Raw genomic sequence first — 18,995 nt, 5'->3', positions numbered from 1 at the left:
TGAAATTGCCCCTGCCCACGCCGCCCTGACGTCGGCGTGGGCACGGACGTTGGCTGGCACTGACGGCGTCGGTGCTTGGTTCTCTGGAAATTCTCATGAACGCAAACTCTTTGCGCCGCACCTCCAAGGTGACCCGCACCCTGTCGGCGGCCGCCGTCATGGCCGCCACGATGGCCGCGGTGGGGTCGCTGTCCGGCTGTGCGGCCGTTTCACCCGACGGCGGCGTGGCCTCGCTGTCTTCGCTCACGCAGGCCCGGCTGGGCCGCCCGGTGGCCGCGCAACGCACCGACGCTGACCGCGCACGTGCCGCGGAGCAAGTGCAGGCCTGGCTGGCTGAGCCGCTTACCGCCGACCGCTGTGTGGACATCGCCCTGCTGAACCACCCCGGCTTGCAGTCGACGCTGGCCGCGTTGGGCGTGGCCGAGGCCGATCGGGCCCAGGCCGCGCGCTTGGCCAACCCCACCTTGGGCTTTGGCCGCATCCGCGGCGGCGGGCACACCGAGCTGGACCGCTCGCTCACCGTCAGCGTGCTGGGGCTGCTGGCCCTGCCCGCCGCCCGAGACCTGGGCCAAAGCCGGTTCGATGAAGCCCGGCTGCAGGCCGCTCAGGCAGTGGTGCAGCAGGCCACCGAGGCTCGCCTGGCCTTCCATGAAGCCGTGGCCGCGCAAGAGTTGCTGGGCTACCACCAGCAGGTGCAAACCGCGGCGGATGCCGCCAGCGAACTGGCGCGCCGCATGCAGGAAGCCGGCAACTTCAGCCGGCTGGCGCAATGGCGGGAGCAGGCCTTCCAGTCGGACGCACGCGCCAACCTGGCGCGCGCCCGCCACCAAGCCACAGCCACCCGCGAGCGCCTGGCCCGCGCGCTGGGCCTGGCTGGAGACCCCGCCCGCATGACGCTGCCCGAACGCCTGCAACCCCTGCCCGAGGCCCCGGCCGAGCCGGCCGCCGCGCTGCGGGCAGCGCTGGAAACCCGGCTGGATGTGCAGCTGGCCCGGCAGCAGGCTCAAACCGCCGCGCGGGCGCTCAGCTGGACGCGCGCCTCGCGGTTCGTGAACGTGCTGGAGCTCGGCACCCTGCAGAAAAACCAGACCGGCGACGCCCGCCAGCGGGGCTTCGACGTTTCTCTGGAACTGCCGCTGTTCGACCCCGGCGACGCCCGCTTGGCTCGCGCCGAGGCCGAGTACCAGCGCGCCCTGCACCAGACCGCGGCCGCCGCCGCGCAGGCGGAGTCGGACATGCGCGAAGCCCACTCGGCCTACCAGGCCGCATACGCCGTGGCGCAGCACCAGTGGCACGAGGCCGTGCCGCTGCGCAAGCGCATCTCCGACGAGCAACTGCTTCGCTACAACGGCATGCTGATCAGCGTGTTCGACCTGCTGGCCGACGCGCGCGACCAGATCGGCACCGTCACCACCGCCGTGCAAGCCTTGCGGGACTACTGGCTGGCCGACGCCCAGCTCCAGGCCGTGGCGGCCGGCGCGCCGTACCGAGGCGCGCCCGTTGATGCCCCGACCCGCCCCGCCGCTGCCAACACCGCCCGCCACTGAGACTGCCCCATGACCCAACGCCGATCTTTCATCCGCGCGGCCGGTGCCGCCTTCCTGGGCGCTGCCGCCGTGAGCCGCACGGGCGCCGCCTCGTTACCCGAATCCGCCTCCGAATCCAGCGCTGCCACGCTGCCCCCGCCGCTGCCGCCCAACGGCCGGCCTTTCCAACCCCTGGTCACGCTCAACGGCTGGTCTTTGCCCTGGCGCATGAAGAACGGGGTGAAGGAATTCCACCTCGTGGCCGAGCCGGTGCTGCGCGAAATCGCGCCGGGCATGACGGCCCGGCTGTGGGGCTACAACGGCAGCAGCCCCGGTCCCACCATCGAGGCGGTGGAGGGGGACCGCATCCGCATCTTCGTCACCAACCGCCTGCCCGAGCCCACCACCGTGCATTGGCATGGCGTGCTGCTGCCCTCAGGCATGGACGGCGTGGCCGGCCTCACGCAGCCGCCCATCGAGGTGGGCAAAACCTACATGTACGAGTTCGTGCTGCAACGGCCGGGCACCCACATGTACCACCCCCATGCCGACGAGATGGTGCAGATGGCCATGGGCATGATGGGCCTGTTCATCATCCACCCGCGCGATGTGCGCCAGCACCGGGTGGACCGCGACTTCGGCTTTCTGCTGAACGCCTACGACATCGAACCCGGCAGCGCCACGCCGCGTGTGAGCACCATGCTGGACTTCAACCTCTGGACCTGGAACAGCCGCGCGTTCCCGGGCATTGACCCGCTCGTGGCCCGCACCGGCGACCGCGTGCGCATTCGGGTGGGCAACCTCACCATGACCAACCACCCCATCCACATGCACGGCCCGCACTTCGAGGTGACCGGCACCGATGGCGGCTGGGTGCCGCGCAGCGCCCGCTGGCCCGAGGTCACGACCGACATCGCCGTGGGCCAGATGCGGGCCCTGGAGTTCAACGCCATCGCAGGCGACTGGGCGCTGCATTGCCACAAGTCGCACCACACCATGAACGCCATGGGCCACGGCCTGCCCAACATGATGGGGGTGGACACCCAAGGCGTGGCCGAGAAGATTTCGCAGCTGATTCCTGGCTACATGGCGATGGGCGACAAGGGCATGCACGACATGGCGCAAATGGCCATGCCGCTGCCCGAGAACACGCTGCCGATGATGACCGGCGAAGGGCCCTTCGGGCCAGTGGGCATGGGCGGCATGTTCAGCGTGGTGAAGGTGCGCGACAACCAGAAGTCGGGCGACTACCGCGACCCCGGCCCTTACCAGCACCCCGCCGGCACCCTGGCCAATGAGTACACGGCCGAGTTGCCCGAGCCCGCGCGGCAGAACCCGCCCGCCCCGGCGGCCAGCGGTGCCGCGCAGGTGCGCAAGCCGGGCGAAGGCGCGTCTCACGGCCACCACCACTGAGGCCCGGCCTGGGCGGCGAGCTGCGCCCGCCGGTGCCGTCAGAGTGGCGGTACGTGCAAGGGCACACGCAGCGAGAACGTGGAGCCCCGCCCCACCCCCTCGCTGTGGGCATGCAACTCACCCTGGTGGCTGCGCGTGATGTGCTGGGCGATCGCCAAGCCCAGCCCCAGGCCTTCGGCCCGGCCCGTGTCGCGCGGGCCGGCCTGCCAGAACGGGTCGAACACGCGCGCCAGCTGCGCCGGCTCGATGCCCACGCCGCGGTCACGCACCTGCAGTTCGGCCCAGTCGGCGTGGCGACGCAGCACCACCTCCACCAGCCCGCCAGCTCGCGAGAACTTCACCGCATTCGTCAGCAGGTTCCAGATCGCCTGCCGCAGGCGGAGCTCGTCCGCCAACACCGGCAGCCGCGGAGCCTCCGCCGCGTCCAGCACCAGCGCCACCTGAGCCGCGTTGGCAATCGGCATCACGGTCTCCAGGGCCGCGTCCACCAGCCGCACCAGGTCGTCGGCGGCGAGGTTGAGCGTGAGCTTGCCCGCCGCCATGCGGGACACGTCCAGCAAGTCGTCCACGAGGCGGCTTTGCACCAGCACATTGCGCGCAATCGCCTCCAGCCCGCGTGACAGCAACTCCGGTGTGGGCCGGCGCTGCAGGGTCTCGGCCCAGGCGAGGATGGCGCTGAGCGGCGTGCGCAGCTCGTGCGACACGGCCGCGAGGAACAAGTCGCGCTGGCGCTCGGCGGCTTTGAAGGGCGTCACGTCGTACCAAACCACTGCACCGCCCACCACCGCGCCGTCGGCGTCGTGGATGGGGCCGGCGTTGCAGGTCACCGGAATCTCACGCCCGTCCTGCGAGCGCAGCAGCCATTCCTCGTCCCGGATCACCTCGCCCGCGCTGGCCCGTGCCAGCGGCAAGGCATCCGCGGCCAGGGGTGCGTCGTCCGGCCGGCGCCGCATCTGCCAGGCCGACCAGGCCCGCGCCGACTGCACATCCAACCCCACCATGTCGGCGCCGAATCGGCTCACATCGGCCAGGTCCGGCTCGCCCTGCAGCGCGACGGCCACGCCCACCGGCGCATGGGCCATCACGGCCCGCATGATCTGCTCCTGCCGGCTGCGCTCCAGGCGCTCGGCTTCCAGGCGCTGCTCGGCCTCCACCGTGTCGGTCACGTCGATGTTGACCCCCACCAGGCGCCCGCCGTTCAGGCCGGGCTCGCCCGGCTGACCGGTGGTGCTGGCGCAGGTCATGATCCAGCGCAGGCTGCCGTCGCCGGCCTGGATGCGAAACAAGAACGGGTCGATACCACCGCGCGCCGGGGCCGCCGCCACGGCTGCGTCCACCGTGGCCCGGTCGTCCGGGTGCAGCATCGACAAAAAGCGCTCGCCGGGCTCCAGCCCCAGGCCGCGGGGCAACCGCATCAGGTCGTACAGCTCGGGGCTCCAGAGCGAGTCGCCCGTCTCGGGGTTCCATTCCCACAGCCCCATGCGCCCGGCCCGCACGGCCGCGTGCAGGCTGAGGCGAATCAGGTCGTCGTCCAGCGCGTCGTCCAGGCTTTCACGGCGCAGCGTCACCCACCACCGGGCCCCGAGCGCTCCGCCCAGCACGGGCGACGCCTGGTAGCGCCAGCGCCCCAGCGCCTGAAACGGCCGCAAGGGCGCCCCGAAGCCACGCCCGGCGGCCACCCCGCGGTGCCAGGCCTGCAGCCCGTCCAGGCCCAGGCAGGTCTTCCAGGCCAAATGCAGGTCACCCACCGCTCCGCCACACAGCAGGCTCACGTACGCGGCGTTCACCGCCATCACCTGGCCCCGCTCGTCGGCGGCAAAGGCCGGTTGTTCTATCGCTTCAAGCGCAAGGCGCAATTCATCCATGTGGCAGTCGCCGGCACGCGGCAGTGGTGGCCCGAGACGGAATCATCGGCCACTGGGCCACCACTGCATCAAGTCATGCCGGCCATGCCGACTGACGCTCAGGGATTGCGGCGGGCGTCGCGCGCATCTTCCAGCGCCTCGCGGGCATCGCCCACGGCCTTTTGCACCTTGCCTTCCACTTGCGTGGCGGCGCCCTTGACCTGCTGCTCGGTGCTGCCGATCACTTCACCCAGCTTGCGCTGCGCCTGGCCGGCCACATCCTTGACGGTGCCTTTGATTTGATCGCTGTTCATGAGGGGCTCCTGGTTCAAACCCCGCCGGTGCGCCGGGCGACATGCCAAGCATCTGCGGTGGGGACGGAGTCAGCGTAGATGTCGCGTCAGGCCGGCGGCGCCAGCCAGTGCCGCGCGCGGCTGTGGTCAGCGTCCTACGGCCAAAGCCCCATGAGGGCGTGGCAGGGTCTCCTACAGCCGGCCGCGCCACCGTCTGCCCAGCCGGCACCCGGCGCGGGGCGATGCTTGCGCCGTGCACTCCCCTCAACCCCTTCACTTCAGGAGCATTCCATGGGCAAGTACCTTCTCGCGTGGCTGCTGGGCGTGCCCGGCATCGTGCTGGTGCTGGTGTATCTGTTCTTCCATTGACGCCCCTGCGAGCCGCGGCGCGGGCGCAAACGGTCGGCAGTTTTTACCGCCGCCCACCCCGGCCGCGGCGCGTTTTGCCGCAAAACCTGCCACCCCACCGCACCGGCAGACCGCCGGATTGAGCTGACATGACCGCCACGCCGGACGTCCCCGCCCGCCCACCCACCGCATCGACCGTGCCCGGTGCCCGCGCCGCAGCGGCGGCCTACCCCGGGCGCCGAACGCTGCAAGCCCTGCTGGTGCTGGCGGCGCTGTTTGCGGTGCGCGAGGCCCGACCCCTGCTCGCGCCCGTGGTGCTGGCCGTGGTGTTGACCTTCACGCTGGCCCCTGGCGTGCGCTGGCTGCACCGGCACGGCCTGCCCAGCCAGTGGGGCGCGCTGGTGCTGGTGACGGCACTGCTGTTGGGCGCCGTCAGCGTGGCCGCCGCCTTGGCGCGCCCCGCCGCCCATTGGTGGGAGAGCGCGCCCCGCACCGTGGCCCAGCTGATGGAGCAGGTGGAAAAACTGCGCGAGGCCGTGCCGGGTTTGGGCGCTGCGCCCCTGGCCCCCGCCCGCGCCGGGCCGACACGCACGGCCACCCCGCCGGCCGACCCGTTGAAAGAGAAGCTGGCCAGCGAAGGCGTGGCGCTGACCGGGCTGGTGCTCGCACGCGGCGTCTCGGTGCTGCTGTCCGCCGCCGCCACGGTGTTGCTGACCTACTTTTTGCTGGCGTCGGAGCATTGGCTGCTGTCGCGCACCGTGGAGGCCCTGCCCCGGCGTCGCACCCGGGCCTTGTTGCTGGGCGGGGTGCGGGCAGCCCAACGCGACATCAGCCGCTACCTGGCCGCGCTGGCGCTCATCAACGCCACCGTGGGGGTGCTCACGGCCAGCGCCCTGTGGCTGCTGGGCCTGCCCAACCCGCTGCTCTGGGGCGGCCTCACGGCCTTGCTGGGCTTCATTCCCTACCTGGGGCCGCTGGTGGTGATGGGCCTGCTGCTGCTGGCCGGCATCACCAGCTTCGCGCCCGGCCCGGCGGTGTTCGGCCCCATGCTCGCGTACCTCGCGCTGCACGCGGTGGAGAGCAATGTGGTATCGCCGCTGGTGGTGGGCCAGCGCTTGTCGCTGAGCGCACTGTCGGTGTTTTTGTCGGTGCTGTTCTGGGGCTGGCTGTGGGGCGTGGTGGGTGCGGTGATTGCCGTGCCGCTGCTCATCGGCCTGCGCAACCTCTGCCGGCGCCGCCGCAGCCTGCGGCTGCTGTGCCTGTACCTGGAAGGCACCCACCGCGCGCCGCCGCCCTCCTTGCGCAGCCTGCTGCGCAGCCCGGCCCCGATCCGGGTGCGCCGACGCTTCGGTTGAGCGCCTCAGGCGACGCCGTCGGGTTCGGGCACGGGGTTTGCAATCGATTTGCAATGCGCCGATCGTTGCGGTCGGCGGCTCGTGGGGGCGCTATGGTTGGGCCCCGCCCTTGCGCCGGCATCCTGGCATGCCAGCCTGCTAGCTTCGTTTGCCATGCCGGTCACCATCCGATCCCGTCTGCTGCTGTTGGTGTTGTCGGCCCTTCTGCCCTGCATGCTGGGCGTGGCCTGGCTGATTGGCAGCACCTACGAAGCCGAGCGCGTGGCCCACAGCCGCACGCTGCGCGACACCTCGCGGGCCTTGTCGATGCTGGTGGATGGCGAGTTGCAACGGCGCGCCGCCATCGCGCATGTGCTGGCGCAGTCGCCCGAGCTGGATGGCAGCCTGCCGCTGGACGCCGAGCGCCGGCTCGGCTTCGACCAGTTGGCACGACGCGCCATGCAAGGCCTGGAGGGCTGGGTGGAACTGCGCGCCCCGGGGGAGGTGCTGATCAGCACGCGCCAACCCGAAGGACAAACCACCAGCACCCCGGGGCCTGCCCAGCTGCAAGCACAGCCCGTGATGCTGCCGCTGGGCTTGGACCCCCGGTGGGAGGCCCACGCGGCCTGGGTGGAGCCGGTGATGCGGCAAGACCGGCTGGCCTACAACATCGTCGTCACGGTGAAGCCAGCAGAGTTGCAGCGCATCGTGGACGCGATGGCGCCGCCGCCCGGCTGGTTCGGCACCGTGCTGGACGCCACCGGACACCTCGTGGCCCGACGGCCCGGCGGCGCCCAGTTCGTGGGCCGGCTGGCCACGCCGGTGATCCTGGAGCGGCTGAAGCAGGCGCGTGAGGGCGAATTCGAAAGCATCTCGCTGGACGGCATGCAGACGGTGGGCTACTTCAGCACCTCCGCCACCGGCTGGACCTACGTGAGCGCCATGCCACGCGCCGCCTACGCCGGCCGCATGCCCCAAGCGGTGCAGCGCCTGGTGGTGGGCGCACTGGCCTTGTTGGCGCTGGCCCTGCTGGGCGCGATGTGGGTGGCGCGGCGCATCGAGACGCCCGTGCGGGCGCTGGAGGGCCTGGCGCAAGACCTGCAGGCCGCGCGCCCCGTGCAGGCGCAGGCCACGGGCCTCGTCGAGGCCGATGGTGTGGCGGTTGCACTGGCCGATGCCGGACGCAGCCTCGCCCAGGCGCGCGATGAGCTCGAGCGCAGCGTGGCCGAAGCCGTGGCCCGCACGCGGCAGGTGGAGCAGCGGGTGGCGCAAGAGCAGCGCGTCATGGCACTGGGCCGGCTGACGGGAGGCGTGGCGCACGAGTTCAACAACCTGCTGGGCATCATCAGCAACAGCCGTCACCTCATCGCGCGCCAGGCGGCTGGGTCTACCTTGGAGCGTGCGCTTGGGGCCATCCAACGCTCGGTGGACCGGGGCAGCCAGCTCACCCAGCACCTGCTGCGTTTCTCAGGGCAGCACCCGGCGCTGGCGCAAGCCGTTCAGCTGGACCGTTACTTGCCCGAGGTGCAGGGCCTGATGCGCAGCGTGTTGAGCCGCACGATCGACATCCGCGTGGAGGTGACGCCCGACCTGCCAGCGGTGCAGGTGGACGCCTCGGAACTGGACCTGGCATTGGTCAACCTGGCCCTGAACGCGCACGACGCACTGCCGGACGGCGGAGCGCTGCACCTGCTGGCCCGCCTGGCGACGGCCGACGAAGCCGCCGACCTCGCCCCCGGCACCTACGTGCTGCTGGCCGTGAGCGACGACGGGCGCGGGCTGGACGCGGCGCAGGTGGAACACGCGTTCGAGCCGTTCTTCACCACCAAGCAGGTGGGGCAAGGCACGGGCCTGGGCCTGAGCCAGGTGCACGGTTTTGCCACCCAGGCCGGCGGCACCGCGCGCCTGGCCAGCACGCCGGGCCTCGGCACTACGGTGTCGCTGCTGCTGCCGGTGGTGCCGCCTGCGGCCAGCCCCGTGCACAGCGCCAGCGCGGTCCATTTGCACGACGGCGCCGCCGCAGGCACCGGGCCAATCGAAACGCTGAACGGCACGCACGTGCTGCTGGTGGAAGACGACGCCTCGCTGGCTGAGGTGACCGCCGCCTTGCTCTCGGCCCACGGCGCCCGGGTGCACCGTGCCGCGGGCGCCGACCAAGCCCTGGAGCAGATGGAGAGGCTGCCGCAGGTGGACGTGGTGTTGACCGATGTGGTGATGCCCGGTCGCCTGGACGGCGTGGCCCTGGCACGCCAACTGCGGGCACAGCACCCCGCGCTGGCGGTGGTGCTGATCAGCGGCTTCAACCTGGCGGACGTGAGCCCCGGCGAATTCACGCAGCTGCGCAAGCCCTGCGCGCCGCACGACCTGCTGGCCGCGTTGCGTGTTGCGGCCCGCGGTCCGGCGGCCGGTGAATCGGCCGGCCAAACGCCCGGTCAATCGTCTGGTCAGTCGGCCGGCGCATCCTCCGGCGACGCGGCCTCACCGGCGTAGTCCTTCAGCCGGTTGTAGAGCGTCTTCAGGCTGATGCCCAGCACGGCCGCGGTGCGCTCTTTGTGGTGGTGATGGTGGCGCAGCGTGGCCAGCACCAAGGCCCGTTCGGCTTCCGCCAAGCTGGTACCCACCGGCAGCACCACCTGCGGCACGCCGTGAGCCGGCGGGGTGGCGGTGGCAGCAGACAGCCCCGCTGGCGCAGTTGCCTGGGCCCCGCCAGCGCTTGCGGCCGTCGCCTCTCGCCCAGCGCCCTGCGCCCACGCGTCGCCGGCCACCGGCAGCCAAGCGGCATCCACCTCGGCCGATGTGGCCATCACACAGGCCCGCTGGATGGCGTTGCGCAACTCGCGCACATTGCCGGGCCAGTTGTGGGCGCACAGCGCGCGCACCGCTTCCGGCGTGAAGTGCCGCCGCAGGCCCTCTTGCGCGCTGAAGCCCTGCAGGAAGTGCTCGGCCAGCAGCGGGATGTCACTCACCCGGTCGCGCAGCGGAGGCAGTGCGATCGGAAAGATGTTGAGCCGGTAGAGCAGGTCTTCGCGCAACTTGCCTGACGACACGGCCTGGTCCGGCAGCCGGTTGGTGGCGGCCACGATGCGCACATCGGTTTCCAGCGCCGTGCTGCTGCCCACGCGCATGAAGCGGCCGGTCTCCAACACCCGCAGCAGCTTGACCTGCAGCTCCAGCGGCATCTCGGTGATTTCGTCCAGGAACAGCGTGCCGCCGCTGGCCCGCTCGAAGAAGCCCAGGTGTTGGCGCTCGGCGCCGGTGAAGCTGCCCTTCTCGTGGCCGAAGATTTCGCTCTCGAACAGATGCGGGCTGATGGCACCGCAGTTCACCGCCAGGAAGGGCCGATGGCGACGGCGGCTGAGGTCGTGCAGCGTCTGCGCCACCACCTCCTTGCCCGTGCCCGACTCGCCAGTGATGAACACCGACACCCCTGTGGCCGCCACGCGCGAAATCTGCTCGTAGATGCGCTTCATCGGCATGCTGCGCCCCCACAGGTGGCCGAATTGCCCTGTCTCGTCGACCCGGGCGGTGAGCCCCTGCACCTCGGCCTTCAACGCCGCCGGCTTCATGATGCGCGACAGCACGCCTTGCAGCTGCTTGAGGTTGATCGGTTTGACGAGGTAGTCCGCCGCCCCCAGGCGCAGCGCCTGGATGGAGGTTTCCAGGTTGGCGTGGCCGGTGCACAGCACCACCTCGGAGTCGGCCACCAGCTGCGGGTCGGCCAGCAACTCCATGCCGTTGCCGTCCGGCAGGCGCAGGTCCAGCAACAGGATGTCGGGTTGCTGCAGGGCAATTTGCGCGCGGGCTTCGCGCAGGGTGTGCGCCACGGCCACCGTGAAACGCTCGCCGGCGATCAGGTCGCGCAGCGAGGCTGCGGCATCGGGGTCATCGTCCACCACCAGGGCGTGCGGCATGCGAGAGAAGTCCTTGTGGGTGTGGCTGTGGCTGTAACCGTGGCTGAGGGCCGGCAATGAGAGCGCTCATTGTGGCCACATTCGGCGGGCACGCCGTTTGCAATCGGCGGGGCTGACCCCCTCATTCCAGGAGCGAGCCCATGGCTTCGTTTTCGCGCCCCACGCCCCACACCGCAACCCCGGACCGCGCGCTGCCCGGCCATCACGGGCCGACCGCTCGCCGTGTGGGCGGCAGCCAGACCGGCCGGCTCATGCAGCGCAGCCGCACACGCACGGCCGGGATCCGCTTTGAATGGGTGATGCGCACCGTGGGGCCCGTGCTGCGCGTGGTGGCCACCTGGAAGGACCGCCACGGCCACCCGCATCACACCTCTTACTCGGTGCAGAGCAATGGACTGGAGGGCGCGCTGGACCTCGCCATTGCCTCACGCATTTCCTGCGGGGCGCCACGGCCGGACCGGGAAGATTTGCTGCAACGCTTGCAGCAGGAATTTGCCACCGCCCCCCGCGTGGCGCTGCAGTTGCGCCACCGCGCCCCGGGTCGCACCGCGCCGGTGGCGCTGCTGGCTCAGGGCAGCTTGGCGAGCATGGAGGCTTCGGTCGCCTCGTCCCAGGCCAACGGGTAAAGGCAGCGGGCTTGCGCCAGCATGTCCGGGCGGCCGCCCCACAGCGCGATCTTTTCGCGCACGGTGGCGAAGTCGATGCTCATCAGCACCGCCGGCGCATTGACGCGCGGGTTGTGGCGGGCCGTGGTGTAGGGCAGCAGGCCCAGGTAGCGGCGATAGAACGCAACGTGGCGCGGGTTGACCTCGATCACCAGCCGGTCGCAACGCGCCTTGCGGTGGGCATGCAAGTAGCCCAGGTGGAACACCTGTGCCAGCACCCGCTTGGCATTGAAGGAATGGCGGTCCACGGCCAGCCGGCCGAATTCACACAGCTTGACCCCGGCCGAGCGCCACTCCGCCAGCTCGGCGGCAAACAGCATGTCGGCATGCAGGCCGCCCACGCCGTCAAAGCGAACCGACAGCGTCCCCACGATCTGCTCGCCATCGCGGGCGGTGCAGACGATGTCGCCATCTTCATTGCGGCTGCTGAAGCGCTCCTTGGACATGGCCAAGCCGCGGTCACCGTAGCGGCGCTCCACCAGGTCGTAGGCGTCGCCCTCGAGCGAACCGAAGTCGCTGTCGAGTTCGAGTGCGGGTCCGCCATTGGGGTTCAACGGCATACGACGGCTTTCCTGGAAGATCGAGATCATGCTTGGAGTCCTGGGCGCCCTTCGCGCCGAGCGGCGGAGTCTAGGGATTGATTCCCCTCCGGCCTGTGAATGTTCACAAACCGATACATCTGTTTTCCCTAGGAGTAGGGGGTAGCCCGCCCCTGCCGCAGCCCGCACCAAGAAAAAAGGCCACGCACAGCGTGGCCTGGATTCAGCACCAGGGGCCGGCGTGTCCGCCAGCCCGCGGAGCGTCGATCAGGCGGCGTACTGAGCCACCAGCTGGTTCATGTTGCCCAGCGAAAGGCGGTGCATCTCGATCAGCGCGATCAAGCCGTTGCGGTGCAGATGGAGCACCTTGTCGTCCGGCAGCTCGGCGTACTTCTTCTCGTCCAGCGTCAGGAAGCCTTCCACGTCGATCTTCTCGCCGTTGGGCAGCGTGGCCTCGAAGCGCATGCCTTGCAGCAGGTCCAGGTCCACCAGCAGCTCGCAGATCAGTCGGGTGCGCTCGGCTTCCTGCTCGAAGTTCTCCAGGAAGGACTTCGCATTGAGCAGGAACTCGGTCGGCTCGCCATCCTTGAACAGCGGCTCGCCCGTGGTCTCGTTGAAGGCCGGCCACTGCGTGTCGTAGCAAACAGCCATGTTGTTGCCCGTGTCGTCCACACGCGCCATCAGGAACGGATAGCGGCGCACGTAGGCCGGCACGTAGCTGCCGGTCCACTTGCCGTCCTTCACGAACAGGTTCGAGCCGGCACGCAGGCCGAGCACGGCCAGCGGGGCGACCGCAGCCTTGTTGTCCGGGCCGGCGTTGCCAGCGCGCACGAACACGATGGGGTATTCCTTGCAGGCATCGCCGAACTCGACGGCCGCCAGGAACACGGAGTTCTGGTCGGCCACACGGCTCACGACGGACTGGTTGGTGTCCAGCTTCAGGTTCTTGTGGACTTCGCGGTCCAGCGGCATCAGGTCGCCGTACATCGGGGGTTTGCTCATGATTCTTTCTCTCCAGGTTCGGCCAGGCGACTGACCAGCACTTTGTCTACACGCTTGCCGTCGAGGTCCACAACCTCGAATCTCCACGCGTCCCACTCCACCACATCGGCCGTGCGCGGCAAGCGCCCCAGCAGCAGCATGATCATGCCGGCCAGGGTGTTGTAGCGACCACGGTCCTCTTCAGGCAGTTCCTTCAGGTCCAGGCGGTCCTTGAGCTCGGGCACCGGAATCAGGCCGTCGATCAGCCAGCTTCCGTCCTCGCGCTTCACCGCCCAGGCATCGCCATCGCTTGGGGCGTTGAACTCCCCGGCAATGGCTTCCAACACATCGCGCACGGCAATCACGCCCTGCACTTCTCCATATTCATCCACCACGAACACCAGCGGCGCGTCCGACACGCGGAAGTGCTCCAGCAGTTCCATGCCGGACAGCGTCTCGGGCACGAACAGCGGCGGCTCCAGGCCCGCCGTCAGGTCCAGCGCCTGGCCTTCCAGCATGCCTGCCAGCAGGGCCGGCGCGCTCGCCACGCCCACCACCTCGCTCAGGCTGCCGCGGCACACCGGGTAGCGACTGAAGCCGTGCTCACGCAGCACGGCCAGCACCTCGGCCGGCGTGGCTTCGGCGTCCAGCCAGGCGATTTCCGCACGCGGAATCATCATGGAGCCGATCTGCCGCTCGTCCAGCCGGAACACGTTGCGCACCATCTGGTGCTCGTGCTCCTCGATGACGCCCGCGTCCAGACCCTCTTCCAGGCTGGCGGCAATTTCCTCTTCCGTCACGCCGCGCTGGCCCTTGTTGCGCAGCCCCAGCAGGCCCAGTGTGGCCTCGGTCGTCACGCTCAACAGCCGCACCAGCGGGCGCGCGGCGATGGAGATGAAATTCATCGTCGGCGCCACCAGGCGCGCCACGGTTTCCGGGTAAATCTGGCCGATGCGCTTGGGCACCAGCTCTCCGAACACGATGGTCAGCAGCGTGATGATGACCACCACCAGCGCGGTGGCCGCAATTTCAGTGGCGTGAGGGTGCAGGTGGAAGGTCTCGCTCAACCACACCGACAGCGGGCCGGAGAACGCTGCGTCGCCCACGATGCCGTTGAGCACGCCGATGCCGGTGATGCCGATCTGCACCGTCGACAAAAACTTCGTCGGGTTCTCGTGCAGGTCCATCGCGGCCTGCGCCCCGCCCTCCCCGCTTTCCACCATCACCTGCAACCTCGCCTTGCGGCTGGCGGTGAGGGCCATCTCCGACATGGCGAACACGCCGTTGAGAATGATCAGGAAGAGAACGAGAGCGGTATCCATCGAAGGCGCCAAAACAGGGAAACCCCCAGGCGGCGCGCGGTCAAAACGAAGCCCGGAAGACTATCAGAAGCCCGTGACACCGCCCATCGTGCGATCCCTTGCTTGGTGGGGCGCAGGCGCGACGCCGGGACAATGGGCCGCATGAACTACCTGATCGGCGACATCCAGGGCTGCTGCGGCGCCCTGGAGCGACTGCTGCAAGCCCTCGACTTCTCTCCTTCGCGCGACCGGCTGTGGCTGCTGGGCGACCTCGTCAACCGGGGGCCGGAATCGCTCCGCACCCTGCGCCGTCTGATCGACCTGGGCGACGCCGCCACGTCGCTGCTGGGCAACCACGACCTGCACCTGCTGGCGGCCGCCCACGGGGTGCGCCGCCCCCATGCCGGCGACACGCTGGACGACATCCTCCAGGCCCCCGACTGTGCGGCGCTGATGGACTGGCTGCGCCACCAGCACCTCGCCACGTTCGACAACGGCTGGCTGATGGTGCACGCCGGCGTGCCGCCGCAGTGGAGTTTGGACGACACGCTGACCTGCGCCCAGGAGGTGGAGGCCGTGCTGCGAGGGCCGGACCTGGCCGACTTCCTGCACGCCATGTACGGCAACGAACCGGCACGCTGGGACGCCGGCCTCACCGGCACCGACCGCCTGCGCTTCACGGTCAACGCCCTGACGCGGCTGCGCTTTTGCACACCCGACGGCACGCTGGACTTCAAGACCAAGGACGGCGCCGGCGCCGCCCCCGCCGGGCACCTGCCGTGGTTCGACGTGCCCGGTCGCCGCACGGCGGACACGCCCGTGGCCTTCGGACATTGGTCCACCCTCGGGCTGCTGAACCGGCCGCATCTGCTGGGGCTGGACACCGGCTGCGTGTGGGGCGGCTGCCTGACGGCGGCGCGCGTCGACGGGAGCACGCGCGAGATCATCCAGGTGCCCTGCGCACAGGCCCAACGCCCTGGGGGCTGAAGGCCAGCGAGCGCATAGAATGCGTGGCTCCCGGAAGCGTGGGAGAGTGGTTTAATCCAGCGGTCTTGAAAACCGCCGAAGGTGTGAGCCTTCCGTGAGTTCGAATCTCACCGCTTCCGCCAGGTTCAAGACCTGCCAAAAACCTGCTTCATTGACCCAAGGCGCCGCGAGGCGCCTTTGTCGTTTTGGGCGACGCGAGCACCCGTGTCGTCTTCAGGGCTTGGCCGTGTAGCGGGTATGGAAGCGCCGGCCCTGCGCGTCGGCCGCTTGCAGCCACAGCTCCGAGGTTTCTGCACCGACCGGTGTGTGGCTGGTGCTCAACGTCAGCGTGGTCTTGCCCGGCAGTGGCACCGCCGAGACCATCACCGCTGGCGCGCCGCCTGCGGTGGGCGTGAAGACGCGCTTGACCTCGATCAGCCGCAGGTCCGGGTTGGCCGCCGCCCAGGTGTCCCAGTTGATGGCCAAGGTACCGCCCAGCAGGTTGGCGGCGGTCAGCGGGCTCGTGGCACTCACGCCGTCCAGCACCGGAAAGCGCGACGCGGCCGGGTCGCCCAGCACGTCGCTGCGCAGGTAGGCCGTGCGGTTTTCGGCCGCCCCCGACAGCGTGTAGTTCACCAGGAACTTGGCGCCCCGCACGCTCTCGGCGCTGCCAATCCAGCCGATGGCGGAGCGCTGGATGGCGATGTCCCCCACGCCGCCGGTCGGAATGAGGCTGGTGGCGCCGGTGGTGCCCGACACGCACAGCAAGGGCCGGGCGCAATAGCCGAACGGCATGGCGAAGCCGCCGGGCAGCTGCAGCGTGGCCGAGCTCAGCAGTTGGCCCGAGGGATTGGTGGCGGCCGTGTCGGACAGCTGGGCCTGAATTTCCACCTGCAGCCCGTAACCCGGGTTGGGCACCACGGCCGAGCTGGTCGTGCCGTCCGACGCCAGCGCCAGGAAGGCCAGCGGCTGCACCGACACCGCCAGCTTGCGGCCATTGCCCACCAGGTTCCATTTGTTGGTGGTGGTGGCGCTCTTGTTGTAGCTGACCGCGTCGGCAAACACATCGACCACCGTGCCGGTGGAGTCACTGATCAAGGCGCCCACCTGCACCTTGGTGCAGTCACCGCCGGTCGGTGCGTCGTCGGCGCAGCCCAGCAACTGGAAACGTCCGAACTGCCGGTTGGCGCTGCTGTAGGCCGCCAGCAGGTTGGCGAGGTCGGCCTTGGTGCGGCTGTCGTGCTTGTCGTAGCCCAACACCAGCGCGTGCGTCTGGATGGTGCTGGCGTCGCGGCCCTGGGTGATGAGCTGGTTCAGCGCCGCGCCGAGATCGTCCAGCCCGGGCAGGTTGCCCAACAGCTTGGTGGCGCTGGTGGCGGCCTTGAGCGTGGACGAGATCGCGTTGGCCGGCGCGCCGGCCGTCTTCAGCAGCTCCGTTTGCGCCGTGGGCAGGTCCACCGCCACCTCGGCTGCCGGGCTGGCCAGGAACTTGTTGCCGATCAGCAGCTGAACCACCTTGGCGCTGGAGCGGCCCAGGTCCACGCGCACGCTTTCGATGAGCAGGTCGTGCGCGCCCTTGTTGGCGGCAAAGCTGCTGTCGGCCAGCAGGTCCAGGGTTTTGGGGTCGGTGAACTTGAGGTCGGTCAGCTGGTTCTTCAGCAGCGTCTTGAGGAAGTCGCTCGCCGCCGGCGTGGCGGTGGCCATCTGGGTCAGTTGGCTGGCGCTGGAGCTGGCGGCGGCAAACACCGGGGCGGGGTCGCCCCCCAAGGCCAGCGCCACGACGGCATTGGTCAGCGGGGTGACGTGCCCCACCATGGACGCCGCCACCGTGGGCACCGTGGAATGCAAGACCTGCGCGTTGCCTGCGGCGTCCAGCCCACGCGCCTGGATGAACAGCGGCGCCGCCGGGCTGGCGGTGCTGAGCGTGAGCGAGTAGCTGCCGTCGGCCGCGTGCGTGGTGGCCGTGCCCACGGACTTGCCCTGCCCGTCCAGCACCGTGATTTGTGCGTTCACCAGCGGCGCGCCGGTGGCCGCCACGCCTTTCAGGGTGGCGGGCGTGGCCGTGCCTCCACCGCTGCCACTGCTGCTGCTGCCCCCGCCACCGCCACAGGCGGCCAGGGACAGGGTCAACACGAACGAAGCAAGGCGGCGGTACGGCATGGCGCAGAGTCGGGAGACAGGCTCCGTCCAGTGTGCCCAAGCCGAGGGGCCGCGGTCTTCAGATTACGGGGCAAGTTCCCCGCCTGACCCCGTCTACGCCCGCGTCAACGCCCGCGTGACCTCACTCACTTCATCTGGACCCAGGCCAGCTCCAGCCAGTTGTCCGGGCGGTGCACGGCCGTCACCTGCGCCCGCGCCGCCCACGGCGCCACCTGGCGGTGCAAGGGAATGATGTGGACCTGCTCGCGCAACTCCGTCAGCGCGGCGCGCACCAATTGCTCGCGCTTGCGCGGGTCGGCTTCAACGCTGGACTGCGCAGCCAGGGTGTCCGACTTGTCATTGCGGAAGCCGCCGAAGTTGTAGGTGCCCACGCCCTTGTCGCCCCGGGTGCGGTACAGCGGCGTCAGGATGCTTTCGGCGTCCGTCACCGAGCCGCCCCAGCCGTACAGGTACAGACTGGTGTCGTACTTCTCGAGCTTGGGGAAGTACAGCACGCGAGGCATGGCGTTCACCTTCACCTTCACCTTGAGTTGCGCCCACATGGAGGCCAGCGCGGTGCAGATTTCCTCGTCGTTGATGTAGCGGTTGTTTGGGCAGTCCAGCGTCACCTCGAACCCGTCGGCGAACCCGGCTTCGGCCATGAGCTTGCGCGCGGCCGCCAGGTCGTGCGGCAGGCGGGTCTGCAGCGCCGGGTCGTCGAACGAGGCGTTGGACGACGGCGTCAAAGCCCCGGTGGGCAGAGACAAGCCGGCCATCAGCTTGCTGCGGATTGCTTCGATGTCGATGGCCTCGTACAGCGCCCGGCGCACGCGCACGTCCTTGAACGGGTTCTTATCGCCCGGCACCTGGCCGTACAGCAGCTTGTCGCGGGACTGGTCCATGCCGATGAACACCAGCCGGTTCTCCGGCCCTTCGATGACCTTCACGCCCGGCGTGTTGCGCAGCCGCGGCACGTCGCGCGGCGCCGGGTCCAGCACGAGATCGACCTCACCCGACACCAGCGCGGCCAGCCGGGTCGCGTCGGTCGCGATCGGCGTGTACACCACCTCCTGCACATTGCCTTCAGCCTTGCCCCACCACTGCGGGTTGCGCTTGAGCACCGTCTTGATGCCCGGTTGCCGGCTGGCCAGCACGAAGGGGCCGGTGCCGTTGGCGTGCAGCGCGGTGTAGCCCTCCTCCTTGTTCTTGAAGTCCAGCGGGCGGGTGGCCTTGTTGGCCTCGCACCACTTGCGGCTCAAGATCCAGATCTGGTCGATGTGCTGCAAGAAGATGGGGTTGAAGGTGGCGAGCTGGAAGTCCACCGTCAGGTCGTCCACCCGCTTGGGCACACCGACCGCGTTGGCCCACACCGAAATTTGCGAGGTGGGTTCCTTGGCCCGCTGCACCGAGAACACGACGTCATCCGCCGTGAACGGCGTGCCGTCGTGGAACTTGACGCCCGGGCGCAGCTTGAAGCGCCAGGTGAGCGGCCCGGTCTGCGTCCATGACGCGGCCAGCCCCGGCACCAGCGCCAGCTTGGCATCGCGGTTGGTGAGGCGCTCGTAGATCTGGCCGTTGACCATGTTGGTCAGGCTCTCGTTCTGCGAGTCGGGGTCCATGGTTTGCGGGTCCCCCTGGGTCGCCCAGCGCAGCGTTTGCGCCGACACACCACACGCCCAGGCCACCAAGGCCACGCCCATCCATCGCTTCATCATCGGGTCTCCCACTGCACAGC

The 18,995-nt window shown here is 69.7% G+C and carries 14 protein-coding genes and 1 tRNA gene; 7 read left to right on the top strand and 8 right to left on the bottom strand.

The window, feature by feature from the left end; genetic code table 11:
- Nucleotides 1–95 precede the first annotated feature (95 nt).
- Complete coding sequence (locus ACG01O_RS03715; RefSeq protein WP_394381500.1) at nt 96–1,547, top strand: TolC family protein; 1,452 nt, start codon at nt 96–98, stop codon at nt 1,545–1,547.
- Nucleotides 1,548–1,556: 9 nt separating this feature from the next.
- Nucleotides 1,557–2,939, top strand: coding sequence for a multicopper oxidase family protein (locus ACG01O_RS03710; protein WP_394381498.1), 1,383 nt, complete (start codon nt 1,557–1,559; stop codon nt 2,937–2,939).
- A 38-nt stretch (nt 2,940–2,977) separates the two neighbouring features.
- On the opposite strand, the gene ACG01O_RS03705 is transcribed toward ACG01O_RS03710, so the two are convergent.
- Both ACG01O_RS03705 and ACG01O_RS03700 read right to left on the bottom strand, forming a co-directional pair.
- Nucleotides 2,978–4,804: an ATP-binding protein gene (locus ACG01O_RS03705; protein ID WP_394381496.1), complete on the bottom strand. Its 1,827-nt coding sequence runs from the start codon at nt 4,802–4,804 to the stop codon at nt 2,978–2,980.
- 98 nt (nt 4,805–4,902) lie between these two features.
- Entirely contained in the window at nt 4,903–5,097 is a 195-nt protein-coding gene (locus ACG01O_RS03700; protein ID WP_394381494.1) for a CsbD family protein, read from the bottom strand.
- 476 nt (nt 5,098–5,573) lie between these two features.
- Between ACG01O_RS03700 and ACG01O_RS03695 the strand changes: the two genes are divergently transcribed.
- Both ACG01O_RS03695 and ACG01O_RS03690 read left to right on the top strand, forming a co-directional pair.
- Complete coding sequence (locus ACG01O_RS03695) at nt 5,574–6,779, top strand: AI-2E family transporter (RefSeq protein ID WP_394381492.1); 1,206 nt, start codon at nt 5,574–5,576, stop codon at nt 6,777–6,779.
- A 153-nt stretch (nt 6,780–6,932) separates the two neighbouring features.
- Nucleotides 6,933–9,248: an ATP-binding protein gene (locus ACG01O_RS03690; RefSeq protein ID WP_394381490.1), complete on the top strand. Its 2,316-nt coding sequence runs from the start codon at nt 6,933–6,935 to the stop codon at nt 9,246–9,248.
- On the opposite strand, the gene ACG01O_RS03685 is transcribed toward ACG01O_RS03690, so the two are convergent.
- A complete protein-coding gene (locus ACG01O_RS03685) occupies nt 9,203–10,669 on the bottom strand; it encodes a sigma-54-dependent transcriptional regulator (RefSeq protein WP_394381488.1) in 1,467 nt (488 codons plus the stop codon). The two genes, ACG01O_RS03690 and ACG01O_RS03685, sit on opposite strands and share 46 nt — an antisense overlap.
- 140 nt (nt 10,670–10,809) lie before the next feature.
- Between ACG01O_RS03685 and ACG01O_RS03680 the strand changes: the two genes are divergently transcribed.
- Complete coding sequence (locus ACG01O_RS03680; protein WP_394381486.1) at nt 10,810–11,295, top strand: hypothetical protein; 486 nt, start codon at nt 10,810–10,812, stop codon at nt 11,293–11,295.
- Here ACG01O_RS03680 and ACG01O_RS03675 read toward each other — a convergent pair.
- The 3 genes from ACG01O_RS03675 to ACG01O_RS03665 all read right to left on the bottom strand — a co-directional run bounded on the left by ACG01O_RS03675 (nt 11,238) and on the right by ACG01O_RS03665 (nt 14,176).
- Complete coding sequence (locus ACG01O_RS03675) at nt 11,238–11,924, bottom strand: N-acyl amino acid synthase FeeM domain-containing protein (protein ID WP_394381484.1); 687 nt, start codon at nt 11,922–11,924, stop codon at nt 11,238–11,240. The genes ACG01O_RS03680 and ACG01O_RS03675 overlap by 58 nt on opposite strands.
- Nucleotides 11,925–12,140: 216 nt before the next feature.
- The gene (locus ACG01O_RS03670; protein ID WP_394381483.1) at nt 12,141–12,875 is read right to left on the bottom strand and encodes a SapC family protein; all 735 of its coding nucleotides are present in this window, start codon (nt 12,873–12,875) and stop codon (nt 12,141–12,143) included.
- On the bottom strand, nt 12,872–14,176 hold the full coding sequence (locus ACG01O_RS03665) for a hemolysin family protein (protein WP_394381481.1): 1,305 nt from the start codon (nt 14,174–14,176) through the stop codon (nt 12,872–12,874). Before ACG01O_RS03665 ends, ACG01O_RS03670 begins: the two co-directional genes overlap by 4 nt.
- Nucleotides 14,177–14,317: 141 nt before the next feature.
- On the opposite strand from ACG01O_RS03665, the gene ACG01O_RS03660 reads away from it, so the two are divergent.
- Both ACG01O_RS03660 and ACG01O_RS03655 read left to right on the top strand, forming a co-directional pair.
- Complete coding sequence (locus ACG01O_RS03660) at nt 14,318–15,142, top strand: symmetrical bis(5'-nucleosyl)-tetraphosphatase (RefSeq protein ID WP_394381479.1); 825 nt, start codon at nt 14,318–14,320, stop codon at nt 15,140–15,142.
- A 32-nt stretch (nt 15,143–15,174) separates the two neighbouring features.
- A tRNA-Ser gene (locus ACG01O_RS03655) sits at nt 15,175–15,264 on the top strand.
- Between the two features lie 91 nt (nt 15,265–15,355).
- Here the strand turns inward: ACG01O_RS03655 and ACG01O_RS03650 are convergent.
- Nucleotides 15,356–17,281, bottom strand: a complete 1,926-nt coding sequence (locus ACG01O_RS03650) for a hypothetical protein (RefSeq protein ID WP_394381477.1) — start codon at nt 17,279–17,281, stop codon at nt 15,356–15,358.
- 125 nt (nt 17,282–17,406) lie between these two features.
- Nucleotides 17,407–18,975: an ABC transporter substrate-binding protein gene (locus ACG01O_RS03645; protein WP_394381475.1), complete on the bottom strand. Its 1,569-nt coding sequence runs from the start codon at nt 18,973–18,975 to the stop codon at nt 17,407–17,409.
- Between the last annotated feature and the right edge of the window lie 20 nt (nt 18,976–18,995).

The organism is Pelomonas baiyunensis (assembly GCF_043555935.1).
Taxonomy (GTDB): domain Bacteria; phylum Pseudomonadota; class Gammaproteobacteria; order Burkholderiales; family Burkholderiaceae_C; genus Pelomonas; species Pelomonas baiyunensis.
Note: the sequence above shows the minus strand (reverse complement) of the source record. Positions and strands in the feature narration are given on the sequence as shown.

Bases quoted from the DNA above. Each gene is read 5' to 3' on its own strand.
- ACG01O_RS03715 (WP_394381500.1), top strand. From the start codon at position 96: ATGAACGCAAACTCTTTGCGCCGCACCTCCAAGGTGACCCGCACCCTG.
- ACG01O_RS03705 (WP_394381496.1), bottom strand. From the start codon at position 4,804: ATGGATGAATTGCGCCTTGCGCTTGAAGCGATAGAACAACCGGCCTTT.
- ACG01O_RS03685 (WP_394381488.1), bottom strand. From the start codon at position 10,669: ATGCCGCACGCCCTGGTGGTGGACGATGACCCCGATGCCGCAGCCTCG.
- ACG01O_RS03700 (WP_394381494.1), bottom strand. From the start codon at position 5,097: ATGAACAGCGATCAAATCAAAGGCACCGTCAAGGATGTGGCCGGCCAG.
- ACG01O_RS03660 (WP_394381479.1), top strand. From the start codon at position 14,318: ATGAACTACCTGATCGGCGACATCCAGGGCTGCTGCGGCGCCCTGGAG.
- ACG01O_RS03675 (WP_394381484.1), bottom strand. From the start codon at position 11,924: ATGATCTCGATCTTCCAGGAAAGCCGTCGTATGCCGTTGAACCCCAAT.
- ACG01O_RS03690 (WP_394381490.1), top strand. From the start codon at position 6,933: ATGCCGGTCACCATCCGATCCCGTCTGCTGCTGTTGGTGTTGTCGGCC.
- ACG01O_RS03710 (WP_394381498.1), top strand. From the start codon at position 1,557: ATGACCCAACGCCGATCTTTCATCCGCGCGGCCGGTGCCGCCTTCCTG.
- ACG01O_RS03680 (WP_394381486.1), top strand. From the start codon at position 10,810: ATGGCTTCGTTTTCGCGCCCCACGCCCCACACCGCAACCCCGGACCGC.
- ACG01O_RS03695 (WP_394381492.1), top strand. From the start codon at position 5,574: ATGACCGCCACGCCGGACGTCCCCGCCCGCCCACCCACCGCATCGACC.
- ACG01O_RS03665 (WP_394381481.1), bottom strand. From the start codon at position 14,176: ATGGATACCGCTCTCGTTCTCTTCCTGATCATTCTCAACGGCGTGTTC.
- ACG01O_RS03670 (WP_394381483.1), bottom strand. From the start codon at position 12,875: ATGAGCAAACCCCCGATGTACGGCGACCTGATGCCGCTGGACCGCGAA.
- ACG01O_RS03645 (WP_394381475.1), bottom strand. From the start codon at position 18,975: ATGATGAAGCGATGGATGGGCGTGGCCTTGGTGGCCTGGGCGTGTGGT.
- ACG01O_RS03650 (WP_394381477.1), bottom strand. From the start codon at position 17,281: ATGCCGTACCGCCGCCTTGCTTCGTTCGTGTTGACCCTGTCCCTGGCC.